The sequence below is a fragment of the Wolbachia endosymbiont of Dactylopius coccus genome (assembly GCF_977011065.1).
In genome coordinates this window covers 474,918-489,287 of sequence record NZ_OZ347065.1, presented here as the reverse complement: position 1 = coordinate 489,287, position 14,370 = coordinate 474,918, and the positions used below count along the sequence as shown (strand labels likewise).

18 protein-coding genes and 1 pseudogene are annotated in these 14,370 nt (G+C 36.4%); 7 read left to right on the top strand and 12 right to left on the bottom strand.

The window, feature by feature from the left end:
• Positions 1 to 61: 61 nt before the first annotated feature.
• Together ACWHVF_RS02710 and ACWHVF_RS02705 are read left to right on the top strand one after the other, a co-directional pair.
• Positions 62 to 184 (top strand): hypothetical protein, encoded by a 123-nt coding sequence (locus ACWHVF_RS02710; RefSeq protein ID WP_447933140.1) that lies wholly within the window; start codon positions 62 to 64, stop codon positions 182 to 184.
• Entirely contained in the window at positions 181 to 270 is a 90-nt protein-coding gene (locus tag ACWHVF_RS02705) for a WPE palindromic element domain-containing protein (protein ID WP_156488153.1), read from the top strand. The genes ACWHVF_RS02710 and ACWHVF_RS02705 overlap by 4 nt, the downstream gene beginning before the upstream one ends.
• 61 nt (positions 271 to 331) lie before the next feature.
• Here ACWHVF_RS02705 and ACWHVF_RS02700 read toward each other — a convergent pair whose 3' ends face one another.
• Positions 332 to 580: a head-tail connector protein gene (locus ACWHVF_RS02700; RefSeq protein WP_447933139.1), complete on the bottom strand. Its 249-nt coding sequence runs from the start codon at positions 578 to 580 to the stop codon at positions 332 to 334.
• A 70-nt stretch (positions 581 to 650) separates the two neighbouring features.
• On the opposite strand from ACWHVF_RS02700, the pseudogene ACWHVF_RS02695 reads away from it, so the two are divergent.
• A pseudogene (locus tag ACWHVF_RS02695) lies at positions 651 to 1,654 on the top strand (IS630 family transposase).
• On the opposite strand, the gene ACWHVF_RS02690 reads toward ACWHVF_RS02695, so the two are convergent.
• Both ACWHVF_RS02690 and ACWHVF_RS02685 read right to left on the bottom strand, forming a co-directional pair.
• Positions 1,633 to 2,844, bottom strand: coding sequence for a hypothetical protein (locus ACWHVF_RS02690; protein WP_128081713.1), 1,212 nt, complete (start codon positions 2,842 to 2,844; stop codon positions 1,633 to 1,635). The pseudogene ACWHVF_RS02695 and the gene ACWHVF_RS02690 overlap by 22 nt on opposite strands.
• 73 nt (positions 2,845 to 2,917) lie before the next feature.
• Positions 2,918 to 3,226, bottom strand: coding sequence for a hypothetical protein (locus tag ACWHVF_RS02685; RefSeq protein ID WP_064085520.1), 309 nt, complete (start codon positions 3,224 to 3,226; stop codon positions 2,918 to 2,920).
• A 110-nt stretch (positions 3,227 to 3,336) separates the two neighbouring features.
• On the opposite strand from ACWHVF_RS02685, the gene ACWHVF_RS02680 reads away from it, so the two are divergent.
• The 3 genes from ACWHVF_RS02680 (at position 3,337) to ACWHVF_RS02670 (ending at position 6,193) form a co-directional block, all read left to right on the top strand.
• A protein-coding gene (locus ACWHVF_RS02680; protein WP_447933038.1) for an IS630 family transposase occupies positions 3,337 to 4,348 on the top strand; the annotation gives its coding sequence in 2 pieces (ribosomal slippage) (positions 3,337 to 3,798 and positions 3,800 to 4,348; 1,011 coding nt in all).
• Between the two features lie 1,324 nt (positions 4,349 to 5,672).
• Entirely contained in the window at positions 5,673 to 5,924 is a 252-nt protein-coding gene (locus ACWHVF_RS02675) for a hypothetical protein (protein WP_447933138.1), read from the top strand.
• Between the two features lie 41 nt (positions 5,925 to 5,965).
• Positions 5,966 to 6,193: a type II toxin-antitoxin system RelE family toxin gene (locus ACWHVF_RS02670; RefSeq protein ID WP_447933137.1), complete on the top strand. Its 228-nt coding sequence runs from the start codon at positions 5,966 to 5,968 to the stop codon at positions 6,191 to 6,193.
• 45 nt (positions 6,194 to 6,238) lie between these two features.
• Here the strand turns inward: ACWHVF_RS02670 and ACWHVF_RS02665 are convergent, their stop codons facing one another.
• From ACWHVF_RS02665 to ACWHVF_RS02635, 7 genes are all read right to left on the bottom strand, one after another.
• Complete coding sequence (locus ACWHVF_RS02665) at positions 6,239 to 6,367, bottom strand: hypothetical protein (protein ID WP_447933136.1); 129 nt, start codon at positions 6,365 to 6,367, stop codon at positions 6,239 to 6,241.
• A 313-nt stretch (positions 6,368 to 6,680) separates the two neighbouring features.
• Positions 6,681 to 7,181: a hypothetical protein gene (locus ACWHVF_RS02660; protein ID WP_447933135.1), complete on the bottom strand. Its 501-nt coding sequence runs from the start codon at positions 7,179 to 7,181 to the stop codon at positions 6,681 to 6,683.
• Positions 7,181 to 7,705, bottom strand: a complete 525-nt coding sequence (locus tag ACWHVF_RS02655; protein ID WP_447933134.1) for a hypothetical protein — start codon at positions 7,703 to 7,705, stop codon at positions 7,181 to 7,183. Before ACWHVF_RS02655 ends, ACWHVF_RS02660 begins: the two co-directional genes overlap by 1 nt.
• A complete protein-coding gene (locus tag ACWHVF_RS02650) occupies positions 7,695 to 9,359 on the bottom strand; it encodes a portal protein (protein WP_447933133.1) in 1,665 nt (554 codons plus the stop codon). Before ACWHVF_RS02650 ends, ACWHVF_RS02655 begins: the two co-directional genes overlap by 11 nt.
• Entirely contained in the window at positions 9,352 to 11,178 is a 1,827-nt protein-coding gene (locus ACWHVF_RS02645; protein ID WP_447933132.1) for a hypothetical protein, read from the bottom strand. The genes ACWHVF_RS02650 and ACWHVF_RS02645 overlap by 8 nt, the downstream gene beginning before the upstream one ends.
• Complete coding sequence (locus ACWHVF_RS02640) at positions 11,172 to 11,603, bottom strand: hypothetical protein (RefSeq protein ID WP_447933131.1); 432 nt, start codon at positions 11,601 to 11,603, stop codon at positions 11,172 to 11,174. Before ACWHVF_RS02640 ends, ACWHVF_RS02645 begins: the two co-directional genes overlap by 7 nt.
• A complete protein-coding gene (locus ACWHVF_RS02635; RefSeq protein ID WP_447933130.1) occupies positions 11,584 to 12,864 on the bottom strand; it encodes a hypothetical protein in 1,281 nt (426 codons plus the stop codon). The genes ACWHVF_RS02640 and ACWHVF_RS02635 overlap by 20 nt, the downstream gene beginning before the upstream one ends.
• A 20-nt stretch (positions 12,865 to 12,884) precedes the next feature.
• Between ACWHVF_RS02635 and ACWHVF_RS02630 the strand changes: the two genes are divergently transcribed.
• Positions 12,885 to 13,637, top strand: a complete 753-nt coding sequence (locus tag ACWHVF_RS02630) for an IS5 family transposase (RefSeq protein ID WP_064085756.1) — start codon at positions 12,885 to 12,887, stop codon at positions 13,635 to 13,637.
• Here ACWHVF_RS02630 and ACWHVF_RS02625 read toward each other — a convergent pair.
• Entirely contained in the window at positions 13,621 to 13,947 is a 327-nt protein-coding gene (locus ACWHVF_RS02625; protein ID WP_064124983.1) for a hypothetical protein, read from the bottom strand. The two genes, ACWHVF_RS02630 and ACWHVF_RS02625, sit on opposite strands and share 17 nt — an antisense overlap.
• Positions 13,934 to 14,365 (bottom strand): hypothetical protein, encoded by a 432-nt coding sequence (locus ACWHVF_RS02620; protein WP_156488184.1) that lies wholly within the window; start codon positions 14,363 to 14,365, stop codon positions 13,934 to 13,936. Before ACWHVF_RS02620 ends, ACWHVF_RS02625 begins: the two co-directional genes overlap by 14 nt.
• Positions 14,366 to 14,370: the final 5 nt, after the last annotated feature.

Below are 14,370 nucleotides of genomic sequence, written 5' to 3'. Positions count from 1 at the left end.
TACAACTCGTTTATAGCTTGAATTTTTTCCATGATTAACCCTCGACAGATAAGGTTTACTGATGTCACGCACACGGCTGTACGAACATTGCAATTTGCAGATGCAAGTAGCTGACACTTGTTCCTTTATGATGGTGTCATTCCAGTGCTTGACACTGGAATCCAGGAAACTTAACTCTAAATGAGCGCACCAGGTAATAAAAACTGGATCCCAGTGTCAAGCACTGGGATGACACCTTTGTGTTTGAGCAAAACTGGCTATAACGTTTAACATACTGCCTTCGCAAACAAATGTTCATACAGTTGTGGCCAGCAATTACTGTAATACCTACCTACAAAACAACTCGCACTTCGCGAAACGGAGAGTACACCTTCTTCACTTCAGACAAATGGCTACTTACCTCCGATTCACGATTTTTGTAAAGAGCAGAAACATGCTGCATAATACCTAGCTTTATCTGCTCAGGAACACTGTCATAGCCAGCTTCGTATACAATATCAGCTCTTGTTACATTCAAATAATTGAAAAGTTCAATGTAGCTTCCTACATTACTAAAATAATACCTAATACCAATTCCCATTACAGGGCAAACAGATGGACAACAATGGAAGAAAAGCCATAATGAAGTAAGTAAAATAGTTGAGGTATAAATGGCATTAAGATCAAAATTATTGGATGAAAAAGTGAGCAAAAGAAATGCTGAAGAAAGTAAGGAATAATGCATATGTTTCGAAAAAATTAAATGCTGTAATTGCAGCAAAAAAGTACAGTATAACGGCTGTAGCAAAAATATATTGCATTTCAAGAAGTGCACTAACTTCGTGGGTAAAACTCTTGAAATTTGGCAGAGAAGAAAAACTGTTTGCTCCTCCCCAACGTCGTAGAAAAACTAAATTAAATCATGCTCAACTACAGCAAATTGAAGCATGGGTAGAAGAAAATCCTAATGTTACCATTAAAGAAATGAGAATAAGAATCCAGGAAAAGTTCGGCTTAAATATCAGCAAATCAACAGTACACCGCCATATGCAAAAGATGAAATTCTCATATATTACACCAAGACCGGTTCATAATGTACAAGATAGAGGTAAACAAGAGGAATTCAAAAAAAAATCTCAATGGAGCTATTAGTAAGTATCCAGAAAAAGAGCTATTTTTCTTTGATGAATCCAGGTTTGGCACACATTCAAAGACCGGGCATGGATGGTTTAAAAAAGGCGTCAGAACAAAAGTTAAGGTAAAATTAGGTAGGGAAAATTTTTATCTCTACAGTGCAGTTAATCCTAGAAATGGGGAGAATTCTAGCTTGTTTGCACCGAACGTCAACACTGATTGTATGAATATATTTCTTGAGCAAATGTCTCAATATTTGGGACCACGAGAAGCCTTTCTTGTTATGGATTGTGCTAGTTGGCATAAGTCGAAAAGTTTAAAGGTACCTAAAAATATTGAGATTATATACCTACCACCATACTCACCTGAACTCAATCCAGTTGAGAGGCTTTGGTTGTATGTAAAACAGAACATTTTGCGCAATAAAATATACGATACTATTGCTTTGCTTGAGAGTGCTTTGTGTAAATTTATTACTTCTCTTACCTACTCCACAATTAAACAACTCTGCTATGTATCCTATTTGAATGACCAACAATGAGAATTGGTATGAGCAACACTCGCTGCTTTGTTTGAGTCTGGTTCATCTAGTTTATTACTAGGTTTTAATACTGCATATGTAATACCACCAGCAACAATCCCAACTGCCAACGCAGCAGCTACAGCTATGCCAGCTATAGCTAATACTGATAATTGAACGCCGGCAACACCACACCCAACACCGACTGCCAATGCAGCTATAACACCACAAATGATACCAATTTCTAAAGACTTACGTGCTTCTTTATCATGATCTCTTTTTACAGCAGCTTGAAAATTTCCATCATCCTTCAAAGTGTTTGTTACTGCAGTTCTTAAATCTTGATTACCTACTACAGCTTCTTGTAACCCTTCATTACCTGTAACCTCAGTTACTAGTGTATCTTTTAAAGCATCCAGTCTCTGATTTCCTATTTTGAATTGACGTTCTAGATCGTTAGCATATATAGGAAATTTACTTTTATAGTCATCTTCCAACGCTTTTGCCTTTCGTACGTGAGATGCTAATTCATCATTCTTCCCTGTCAAAATATCATAGAATGTAACATTATTACCAATCTTTTCTTTTTTCATTTTTTCTACTTCATCTAGACACCTATCCCAATATTCCGACATTTCTTCTTCAAAATCAGAATTGATTCTGTCTCCAAAAATATCACGAGTAGAGAAATTTGGCTTTTTTGCCTCGGAGGCTTTTAACTTAATTTCATGTGTTATTAGGAGCTCTGTTACCTCTTTACGACTATCTGATAAAGGAGTATAAAAAGTGTTCGGCCTATCAGAGTTAATATAAGTTGTACCCATGTATGAATCTAAAGCATTTTCGTTATTAGCTCCTTTATCCAATAGAGCTCGTAATATTTTTGGATACACGTGTACAGCAGACATATCCAGCAAGCTTTTTTTTGAAGAACTGTACATATGTTGCATAGTGAATTTATAATTTATATTAAAGTTATCCATTTCCCACAATTTGTATACAATAGATGTATCTTGTAATTTTTCCTTTATTTTATCGATTACATTATGCTCACTTAAGCTGTTGTCACTTTCTATCGCATCAAATATTTTTTCCCAATCATTAGTATTCACAATTTCTACCGCATTAAATCTTTTATCTAACAGTTTTTTTTCCAACAAGTTTCTTTCCATATCATCAACAAATCTTTTTGCCCAATCATCAATGTTCATAATTTCTCTCACTAAAGTAATATAATTTAAGTATTCCATATTTTATGTAAATAGTCAAATACAAAAAGTCTCATTAGTAATGATCACACACGCTTAAGCAAGAAAAAGGGGCTCGTGCTCGAACAGAAACGGCACTTACAGCGTCATTCTTCAACACCGCATGATTGTACATCTCTTCAGGACAAGCTATTCCTAGACGGTTTTTTTCAGGAAACCAGATGATAAATTCACTTAAGACATCAGCTATATCATCGGTAAATTCAGTTTCAGTATGTATTTTTTCAAATTCATCAAATATCAAATAATGAAAATTTTGTTCCGCTTTCTCAAGAAAGATGTGACTTTGCTCTACAAACTGACTACATGACTGAAACACTTCCATCTTTGATCTGGTTCTTCTTGAGCCTAATACCAATTCCCATTACACGGCAAACAGATAGACAATAATAGAAGACAAGCCATAATGAAATAAGTGAAATAGTCGAGGTATAAATGGCACTAAGATCAAAATTATTGGATGAAGAAGTAGTAAAATCAGCAAAAAAAATGCTGAAGAAAGTAAGGAACAATGCATATGTTGCAAAAAAACTAAATGCTGTAATTGCAGCAAAAAAGCATAGTATAACGGCTGTAGCAAAAATATATTGCATTTCAAGAAGCGCACTAACTTCGTGGATAAAACTCTTGAAATTAGGCAGAGAAGAAAAATTGTTTGCTCCTCCACAACGGCGTAGAAAAACTAAATTAAATCAGGCTCAACTACAGCAAGTTGAAGCATGGGTAGGAGAAAATCCTAATATTACCATTAAAGAAATGAGAATAAGAATCCAGGAAAAGTTCGGCTTAAATATTAGCAAATCTACAGTACACCGCTATATGCAAAAGATGAAATTCTCTTATATTACACCAAGACCAGTACACAATGTACAAGATAAAAGAAAACAAGAGGAATTCAAAAAAAAATCTCAACGAAGTTATTGGCAAGTATCCTGAAAAAGAGCTGTTTTTCTTCGATGAATCGCGGTTTGGCACACATTCAAAGACCGGGCATGGATGGTTTAAAAAAGGCGTCAGAACAAAAGTTAAGGTAAAATTAGGTAGGGAAAATTTTTATCTCTACAGTGCAGTTAATCCTAGAAATGGGGAGAATTCTAGCTTGTTTGCACCGAATGTCAACACTGATTGTATGAATATATTTCTTGAGCAAATGTCTCAATATTTGGGACCACGAGAAGCCTTTCTTGTTATGGATTGTGCTAGTTGGCATAAGTCGAAAAGTTTAAAGGTACCTAAAAATATTGAGATTATATACCTACCACCATACTCACCTGAACTCAATCCAGTTGAGAGGCTTTGGTTGTATGTAAAACAGAACATTTTGCGCAATAAAATATACGATACTATTGCTTTGCTTGAGAGTGCTTTGTGTAAATTTATTACTTCTCTTACCTACTCCACAATTAAACAACTCTGCTATGTATCCTATTTGAATGACCAACAATGAGAATTGGTATAAGATCAATGTATTTGGTAATAACGTCCGTAAATCTGCTATAACCTTAAAACCTATACCGTGTTCTTCTACCACTATGGCATGCAACCTATGTTCATACTTTCTTAAGAATTTATGGATATCATGCTCAACCGTAGCAGGATCGAGCTTTGCTGCCAGTAAGTCTACCCATACTCCGCACCTTTTTGGTTCATATGAAAATTCACTCTTCATAAAAAACGGCTGAAATACTCCCACCGCCGTTCTATCTAGTGTCTTTATTGAACCGCTATTTAGATCTATAAATGCTACTAAATCTTTTTCACCGATTGTCTTATAAGCAAAATCAATCTTTTTAAAGTATTTTTCATTAAATATTCGCCATTTTGGCTCTGGAGGATCTTGCATATATTGCGACTGATAAACATAAGGTTCTGCTTTTTCCTTGATTTTCAGTTCCTGCATTGGCAGTCTGTTTTCATCAATACTCCTGCCATCTTCAAGTACTGCAGGTATTATGATCTTCTCAAACTGTCGCTCTGATTTTTTCTCTAAATAACCAAATATGTCATAAACACTGATTCTTTGACCAATCACTAAAAACGGCGTATCAGCAGTATTACGTCTTGAGGTTATGCACTGTTCAAACTTTTGACAGGCACTAATCAGCGATACTCGACTATAAGCACAGCTTGCATCATGTAAATCATCAAGGATAATGCAACCACCATATTTACGACCTTCATCAAAATCAAGAGAACTGTCCCCTGCCCCTGTACCGGTTACATGCCCTGATATCGAAAAACCATTAACAAAACCGCCTTCTTTCGTTCTAATTACTCGCGTACTTCTGCGACCAACTACCTTGACATTTGGAAAAATTTGCCGGTAAAATTTAGACTCAAGCACGATATGTAGTTCATTGATTTTTTCACGCATTAAATCCCTCTGGTGCGTGATATACATAAACTTTGCCCTTGGATTATTACCGAGGGCAAATGCTACATGAAATATAAAACCCAGTGTTGTCTTGGCACACCTTGGTGGTATGTTCCACCATTGACTGTGTGCTTTTTCAAACACCAATCGATTAATGCTGCTGAACAACACCCATAGATAGTTTTTACTACCATCTTCTCTTTTTAAATTTAATCTGATATTAAATACTCGCAGCATGCCTTGAAACGCAAAGAAACCAAAGTCTTTGCGGCATAAAACAATATCCTCCTGAGATAGCATTTTTCATCCTTTAAATTAATTTTAGCATACACTAATTTATTGAAAAATTCAGAAAAATGTTGTATACTTTCTACAGTAGTAGATTTTGGTAAAATATATGGCAGATTCAAGATTTAGTATAACTTTCAGCAAAGAAACTTCGAAGTGCCTTACTGGACTTGCTGAAGTAAGAAACAAATCTGTTAAAGAATTAACAGAGAAGTTAATGCAACAAGCAATTGAACTTGAGGAAGATAGAATACTAATCGAGCGTGCTGCTGAGCTTGATGTTCCAGGTGCAAAAAAGATTAGAAGCGAGGATATAAACTGGGATACGGTATTAGCTAAAAGAATTGAGGGCACAAACTGAAATATAAGATTACTTATTTAGAAAACGTCGTTAAGAAAGACTTGCCTGCTTTATCGTCACCAATCAAGAAAAGTATTATAAAAGCTATAGACGAGCGAATTGCAGATGAACCAATGAAAGTTGGTACACCATTGCTCTACGAACTTAAAGGGCACAGAAGGCTACAAGTTAGCGATTATCGTATTATCTATACAGTAGACATTGCAGAGTGCGAAGTAACTATCACTTCAATAAAACACAGAAAAGAATCTTATAGGAAGAAAAACTAAAGTTGGCTATATCGCAGCCTTACCTATAGCTCCACCAAGTCCCCCCTATCTCTTTAAATTTAATCTGATATTAAATACTCGCAGCATGCCTTGAAATGCAAAGAAGCCAAAGTCTTTGCGGCATAAATCTAGGTCTTTTTGTCTTGAGTTTTCCATGCTTTCCACACCTTCCATGGATACCAGCTTAATAGTATTGTAAATGGAACGAAAGGCAATATATTATCCATCCATAGAGGAATATGAATGAATGAAGAAATATAAGTAAAGAAATTACCTATAAGAAACAATATCCCACACGTTAATGCAGCTGTTGCTAACGCAATTACTACCCAAAATACTCCAGCAATCGCCCAAGACAGCAGATGAGCAATTATAACCTGAACAGATTTCGAGCAGCCACAAAGAACTCCCAACATGAAAATAAAGAATAAAAACATTATTTTACTTCGTTAATATATTAATATAATACCAAGTATAACATAAAAAATCAAACTAAATTTCTCCCTATACCCTGACCAAGTCCACCTAACATCTGATTGATAGCAAGCCAGCGATCATTTATCGACCTCCCGTAAGAAGTGTAGCCACCGCCTAAGTTCTGACCAATCTGCGCACCAAGACCATGAGCGCCAATAAGACTTTGCAGCCCTCCTAAAGATGAGCCGATAAAGTCATTCAAGCCACGCGACGCAAGTTCAGAGTTTAAACTTGCAACTTTCGATAAACCATAGCTTGATTGATCAAGTCCACTGGCACGTAAGTTGTTGCCAAGCGCAGTATTCATCTGATTGCTAATAAACTGCTGGTAAGGATTACCTTGATATTGCGATGCTATTTGATTGATCTGGCCACCTTTTCCTAAGCCCCCAAGATTCTCCATGAAGCGGTTGTATCGATTATATAATCCTTCTTGTATTCCAATATTCTTTTCAAACTGGCGATTAGCTTTAGAACTACCAAAGAGCCAATCAAATAAATCTCCAAACATTATTCCTCCCTTTTTAAAACAGCAAATAAACCCGCTATGCTATCTGCTGTGTGATCACATAGCCGGGAAACATTGAGCATTTTCTTAATACGTTCTTTGACAATCTCCTTACGTGCTGCGCCAAAACATCTCTTTTTCAGTGCACCACCAAAATAGCGTTTAATTCTGCCTCTCCAGTGCAAACAAAATAACCCTTCTACCACCATTTGTAGCTTTTTGTAATACGACATGTGGCTACCTTTAATGTATCTTTGCTTGAAAAAATACTGATTATCTTCTAGCAGTACTAAATCCATTTCTTGATTTCCATGCAGTAATAAATCAATAATCCCCCGATATTCATCACTAATCCGGCGCAATGTCTCTCCACCAAGCCGCCATTTTTCAACGTTTAAAACATAGCTACCACAATAAAGTGTATTGTCCTTCACATAGGCAAAACCGACATTTTTACCAAGATCAATGCTTAAAACATTTTCAGGGAGTTTTTTTGGACATGGAAATTTTCGTATTTTAAGCTCCATTCTTCTCCTTTAGCATTTTTTCTTCATGAGCATTACGCATCTGCTCCCGCAAAACAGCTAACTGCTCAGCTATTAAGTCAACTTTGGCTTTCAGTTCTGCAGCTTCTTTTTTTGTTTGAATCTCAAGTAATTTAATATCCTGTTCTGCTAACTGCTGTGCCTGCTGCTGCGCTTGTTCCTGTAACTGTTGACCAACGTTTAGTACTTTATCACGTAAAATCTTACTGCTCACTGTATCTTGATTCAGGAACATTTCCGCTATAAGTTCGATACTTATTTGCTGATTAGCAAGACCATTCGCACCAAGGTACTGCATGACATTTAGCATCAGTTCATTATCTTTTTCACGTTGTTTTTCCAAAGATTCACTGATTTTAATTTTTACATTTGTTTGTCTACTAAAATTAATTAAAATTTCCAAAGTCTCATCATCTTGCGCTAATTGATACGGCAAAAGGGAAAGCAGGACTTTCCCTATTTGACCCAGCGTAATTTGATGAGCAAAATAGTAGGAAGTGACGCTACCTTCATTTTCCCTCAACTTGTCACGTAAAGCAGCAGCAGATGAATATTTGCTGTCTTTTACAATGTTCGTAGTGTCACTCCAAATTTGCGACAACAGACTCAAAGCTTGTTGCATCAGTATTGCGAGGTTTGGATCAGAACCAGTTGGCGGTATAACAATAGGCTGCATACCATCTACTGGCGCATATTCTAGTAACAGTTCACGAGGATCAGCAAAGCGCTGAGCTTTATCATTGCTAACACTTGCTTGTGGCATTAAATAGCGATTTTGAAAGTATTTAGCACCGTAATTTATCATTGCCATACAATGATTATAGGCTTTCTGTGCATAATGGCACATAACACCAAGTGGTCTGGTTACCTCATGATTATCAATATAATGAGAGCAGCCACCATGAAATACCAGTGGCAAATGTCTGTGACCATACAATTCCTTAGTTTCAAGAATCTCCTCATTAGTAAAGCGATAAAAAGTTATGCCATCATCCTTTTTTAAGTACAAATCAGTAACTTCAATATAAGGAACAGTGTCTTTATCTTTAAATTCCAATCTGGCAATTTGGGAATAACCCATTTTCTCTAGGCTTGTTTTATATAAGCGATGAATAATACCGCAGTAACATCCATCACCCTTATGCGGCTCATTACTGTGTGGATCAAAAAAGAAACTTTCAGTACCGTTTATTGCCCTGATTTTAAATGTCAGTTCATCATCTTCGATATCTTCGTTGTTATAACCAAAACCAACATAAAGTACAGAATATCCGCCTATTATTGCTTCTTTTAATGCTTTGCTATATTCCACATAGTGATCTTGACTGAAGATCAAATCGGTAACCTGATTATGCATCAATTGCATGATCTCCGGATCTCTGCTCTCACCATTAACCTTAAGTTCCAAGTCATATCTTTTACCACGAACAGTGTTTAAAATCTTCTCAGCCATCGCAAATGTGACGTTGAAAACTATCGGTTCTGCACCAATATTTAGCAGCTCTCGCTGTTCATTTTCAGTATATTGCTGCCCCATGATCACAAACTTATGCTGCCGCCGTGCCTGCTCGACATTTTGACTCCAATAATCAAACCAGCTATTTCGCAGTCTTGTTAAATACTCGAGCTTAGTCATTTTCTTTTACTTGCCCACGAAGTGCCACCTTACCACCACTCATCGCTGCTTTTTTAAGCATTTCTAAGATGAAACCACTTTGTTCTTCAATAATCTTGCCTTGCAAAGCAGATAGTAGTTCTCGTGTTACTGGATCTTTGGCAGAACCAAAAGAATACTCAGCAAATAACTTAGCAATTTTTCCATCAGCAAAGCCATTGAGACCTATTTTTGCTAAAAGCAATCGCACACCTCCTGCAGATAACTGACCAAACGATCCTAATTTATCAACAAACTCCATCAATTTCTCTGAAGCAACAGGTGCTATGTGCTTATTTCTAATTATATCTGCATTTTCCAGTAAAAAACCTCTGATTACTTGCTCCTTAGTAAACACTCCATTATCAATGGCAATCTTCTCTGGCAATTCGCCAAATATCTCAGCCACTTTTCTAACGTTCCCTTTCTCTAAAGCACTACTTGCACCGCTTAGTAGCCCCATTGTTTTACTGACATTGGCACGTAGCGGTAAAAAGCGTTCTTCTAGTTTGCTTACAATATCTCTGATCTGACTTTCTGGTACATCATACTTTTTGGCTAAATTTCGAGAGGATTCCCTGAGACCTGATAATATATCGGCAAATTCTTTGGATGTATAATTTCCACCTTTACTAGAAAACTTCTTTGCTAAATCCTTAGCAACAATTCTTTGAAAAGGATTGCTAGTTTCCTTAGTAGCACTCTTCAAGAACTCTCCTACATCATTTACTTTAATATTTGGTACGTCTTTTATTGCAGCATCAAAACCACGACTAACTATATTGCGTACAGGTTCTCTGCCTTGTTTAAACAGACCTGTTACTGCTTTTCCACCTTTAGCTAACGCTCCACCTAGTCCATGGGCTGCAACAATCAACGGTGCATCTTCCAGTGTGTCAGTAAACGCATTAGAGAGCGCATTTGGATCACCTGCTATTCCTCTTTCAGCAGCAGTTCCAGCATATGCTCCCACCAAACCTCCAAGACTGCCTCCTATAAACATCCCAATAGGTCCTAAAGGTGCCCCAAGCGTAGCTCCTATTGCAACAGCCTGAACATCTTCAATTATCTGCAGTCCCATTTCCCGGAGAAAATTCTTCTTTACCTCTTTCGGCTCTTCTATTATTTTAGAATTACCTGATAGTTTGATTAAGGTATCCATCTCTACCTCACTGAAATCCTTAATCTGACTATCAAGCTTTCTCGTAGCTTCTTCCTTTACGGTTGCCTGTATCTGTGGATCTTGCATTAGCTGACTAAGCTGTGTCTCATTTAGCCCTCTAATTTTCTTTTGAATATCTCCAGCTCGAGCATCGAGTTTTTCCCTCGTTTCACCAAAAAACTTTTTCCAACTCTCAGCCGAGAGTTTATTGACGTTAAACTTTTCTTTGAAAGACTTCACTGAATATTCATTCATCGGCAAGCCCTCAATCTGCATAATTGCTGGTAAAAGCTCACCTTCTAAATAGCGGGCAAATTCATTGCGAGCATTGACTTTGGATTTGTCTCTGACAAGATCCATAACTGAATTAATTTTATCACCATGGAGCAGTCTGGAAAATCTAGAATCAGGCAAAGCACCTTCCGCAGCACTCAGCTTCTCATGAGCTAAATCTATCGCTCTTTGATATCTTGGTACATTTGCAATGTACTCTTTTTCACCAGGTAACAACTCCTGAGCTTTAAGCTGCTGCTCCATGTATTGTTTTTGCCACTCTTCAAAGCGTTTCCGCTCCAAAAGTCTTTGCTCATATTTACCTTCGAGCGCTCCTTTACCAAGACCACTAAGTAACCCTAACATCCTTCAAAATCTCCCCTATACTCATCAACAATGCCGTCGACCATTTCTTGGCTCCTTGATAAGTTGTTATCACTTTTTAACTTATCATGAGCAAAGACTAGATTCTTCAGCTCACCACCATCAATCTCATCGCAAACTCCAAGACCAAGTTTCAGTATTAAAGCATTTTCTAAATGCCTCATTTTCTGTTCTTTATCAGCAGAGTTAATTACATTTTGCAGCTCTTTATTGATTGCCTCACGTATAAGGCTTTTCGTGCTTTTTTGATTCTCTGTTTCCATTTTCCCCCTCTTTAAATATTCTGCCCACAAAATGTTCAAACGCTTAGTTGCTTCTGCAAAATACGTATCGTAATTATCCTCGTAGGTATACGAAACAATATCTTTAGGTGCTAATAAATCTAAATTAAATTCTTTCCTTTCCATAAATACCTTTCAATAAAAAATTAAACTTGTAACTGTTGTATCTTTTAAATTCGAACTTAAAACGTACAACTCCACCATCAATGCCAAAAAGATTATAATTAAGTTTTATAACTTTCTCTCTACTATCTTCAAGTTTAGTGCCAAGAATTGTTAATCGATAATCTGGTTCAAGAGGAAAATCTCTCTTGTAGGAAATAAACATATCAATAAACATGCCTCCTTCCTTGGAATTTAGCTGCTCACTGATCGTGTTCTCATAGAAGTACAAGAACGTCAATTGTTCAGTAACATAAGGCTTAGATGATGGAAAATAATCTGTTATTATTATCCCATCAAAAGTAAAAACATTATCAACATTGGGCTCTAACAAACCGCTAGCTTCGCAGATTGTGATATCAGAGCTGCCATCATTGATGAGTAAATTATAAACTTTATGCTTAACATTGATGTGATAATTGGCAGAAAAACTATTCTGGTTTTTAAGCAGTGTCCAAATACCTAAATCCAAATGCAGACAGAAGGCAACGTTCGGATAATATTTTTTATTTAAATCACCATTTGGCAAATTAAAAAACAATACATAATAAGTATTATTGTTATAATTGAACATGCTACTGACCGCATGGTCACTTAAATCGATACTGCTTCTCTCTAGCCTAAAATAATCAAAAAGTGGAGCATTATCGAGTATTTTCATTTCTTGACCATCAAAACGAATGACTACAAATTTGCCATCGATTAAATGAAATGCACCAATTAGATAATTGCCATCATTTTCTAAAGTACGTTTGCTGATTAGCTTATAGGGAAAACTTAGTTCTCGTCTTTTAGTAAGTGGAAATAATCCATCACTGCTTGGTTGTCCGTACCATACTTCCATTCCACTTTGGGTAAAGATACAGAGATTATTATTGATTACACCAAGACCTACTCCTTTGCCAGCATATGAAATAATGGTAAATGCTTCCCACTTTTTAAATTCAGCAAAATCACTAGTATAGAACACTTCTCCTTTGCTGCCACTTAGCAGGTAGAGAGTTGAGTTCATAACCTCAAAATCTACAATATCCTTTGGCTTTATATCGCCTTTTGAGATATCAATTTCAGTAAAGGTATCATCTACGAGCTTATAAAGTTTGCCCGATATCAACCAAAATTTATAGTTATTACAATTGCACATAGAAGGACGATCGTCCCTAGGCTCTGTGGACAAAAAATATGAAGAGGGAGAAAAAAAGTGGTAGTTTAACCAAATGAACATAAAAATGGAGAAACTACCGAATGGAATATTATATAAAAGAAAGAAATTGGAAACAAATTTTAGAATTCATAAAAGGCATAAAAGGAATGCATAGTAAAGACGAAAAACGTTTAAGAATATTCATAGAAGCAGTGTGGTATATGGCGCAAAGTGGTTGCCAATGGCAACTTTTGCCGAAAATCTATGGCAATTACAGAAGTATACACAAACGATTTAAGAGATGGTGCGAAAGGGGTATTTGGAAAAATTTATTGGAGTACACAAAACAAGAGCCAGATTTAGAAGCCGTCATAATCGACGGTACGATCATTAGAGCCCATCCATGTTCGGCTGGATATACAAAAGATTCGAAGGATCAAGAGGCTTTAGGGCGAAGTAAAGGTGGCTTTACGACTAAAATTCATGCACTTGTTGATGCATTGGGAAATCCTTTAAAATTTATACTTACTCCTGGCCAGAGGAATGAAATTACACAAGCTGAAGTATTAACAAAAAATGTCTATAACTCCATTGTAGTAGCTGATAAGGGTTATGACAGCAATGCTTTTGTGGTCAGCCTTGAAAACAGGAAATGTGAAATCGTAATTCCATCAAAAAGGAATCGAAAAGTGCAAAGATACTATGATGAGCATATTTATAAAGAACGTCATTTGATTGAGTGCTTTTTCGGTAAAATTAAAAATTTTAGGCGCATTTTTTCCAGATTTGACAAGACCGCAGAGGTTTACATGGGATTTCTAAATTTTGTTGGAGCTCTCATATGGCTTCTCTAAAATTTTGTCCACAGAGCCTAGAGACACTCGCCAAAGTAAATATTGATTTATATTTACTTTTTGGTAGATCAATTTTATAAATTGTCAGTAAAAAAGTAGCACTCACCTTAGCTAAATAAATTGTATCGTCATTACCGTAGTAAAAGCCAACGATGACATCGCCAATTGCAAAAGGAATATCAAAAAGTGGAAACAGTGGTGGTCGCAGTCGCAAACCTTCAGGAGTAGCCAAAAAGTTCATTACTGTAAAATCATCAATACAGTGACCATATTTAATGTTTCTAAGTAGTGGAATTTCAAAAGAATTCATTGTCTATCCAAATAGTTTCCTTAATACTTTGACTTCCTACACTGTGACCAGCACAAAGCCTATTTCTTATTTCATGATACTGTTCATTAAAACCCTGTGGCAGCGGAGTATTCAGCCGCACTGATAATTTAAAAGCTGTAGAATATTTCAAAAATTCTCGTTTTAATCCATCAAGACCAACTGGTACGTCCATTCCCGTTTTCTCACAACCAGCCTCTTTAAAGTAAATTACATATTTTTTAGATGATTTCACAGCCGGCAAAATTTTAATTTCACGACAAGTATCACGCGTGAGTAACATGTAAGATGGTAACCATGGCATCCGTAGCGACTGTGTATAGCGTAAGTTACATGCACCATAGTGATACCAATTCCCATTACACGGCAAACAGATAGACAATAATAGAAGACAAGCCATAATGA

Bases quoted from the DNA above. Each gene is read 5' to 3' on its own strand.
- ACWHVF_RS02630 (WP_064085756.1), top strand. From the start codon at position 12,885: ATGGAATATTATATAAAAGAAAGAAATTGGAAACAAATTTTAGAATTC.
- ACWHVF_RS02640 (WP_447933131.1), bottom strand. From the start codon at position 11,603: ATGGAAAGGAAAGAATTTAATTTAGATTTATTAGCACCTAAAGATATT.
- ACWHVF_RS02650 (WP_447933133.1), bottom strand. From the start codon at position 9,359: ATGACTAAGCTCGAGTATTTAACAAGACTGCGAAATAGCTGGTTTGAT.
- ACWHVF_RS02705 (WP_156488153.1), top strand. From the start codon at position 181: ATGAGCGCACCAGGTAATAAAAACTGGATCCCAGTGTCAAGCACTGGG.
- ACWHVF_RS02635 (WP_447933130.1), bottom strand. From the start codon at position 12,864: ATGTTCATTTGGTTAAACTACCACTTTTTTTCTCCCTCTTCATATTTT.
- ACWHVF_RS02675 (WP_447933138.1), top strand. From the start codon at position 5,673: ATGGCAGATTCAAGATTTAGTATAACTTTCAGCAAAGAAACTTCGAAG.
- ACWHVF_RS02620 (WP_156488184.1), bottom strand. From the start codon at position 14,365: ATGGCTTGTCTTCTATTATTGTCTATCTGTTTGCCGTGTAATGGGAAT.
- ACWHVF_RS02700 (WP_447933139.1), bottom strand. From the start codon at position 580: ATGGGAATTGGTATTAGGTATTATTTTAGTAATGTAGGAAGCTACATT.
- ACWHVF_RS02690 (WP_128081713.1), bottom strand. From the start codon at position 2,844: ATGAACATTGATGATTGGGCAAAAAGATTTGTTGATGATATGGAAAGA.
- ACWHVF_RS02710 (WP_447933140.1), top strand. From the start codon at position 62: ATGTCACGCACACGGCTGTACGAACATTGCAATTTGCAGATGCAAGTA.
- ACWHVF_RS02655 (WP_447933134.1), bottom strand. From the start codon at position 7,705: ATGGAGCTTAAAATACGAAAATTTCCATGTCCAAAAAAACTCCCTGAA.
- ACWHVF_RS02645 (WP_447933132.1), bottom strand. From the start codon at position 11,178: ATGTTAGGGTTACTTAGTGGTCTTGGTAAAGGAGCGCTCGAAGGTAAA.
- ACWHVF_RS02665 (WP_447933136.1), bottom strand. From the start codon at position 6,367: ATGGAAGGTGTGGAAAGCATGGAAAACTCAAGACAAAAAGACCTAGAT.
- ACWHVF_RS02685 (WP_064085520.1), bottom strand. From the start codon at position 3,226: ATGGAAGTGTTTCAGTCATGTAGTCAGTTTGTAGAGCAAAGTCACATC.
- ACWHVF_RS02660 (WP_447933135.1), bottom strand. From the start codon at position 7,181: ATGTTTGGAGATTTATTTGATTGGCTCTTTGGTAGTTCTAAAGCTAAT.
- ACWHVF_RS02625 (WP_064124983.1), bottom strand. From the start codon at position 13,947: ATGAATTCTTTTGAAATTCCACTACTTAGAAACATTAAATATGGTCAC.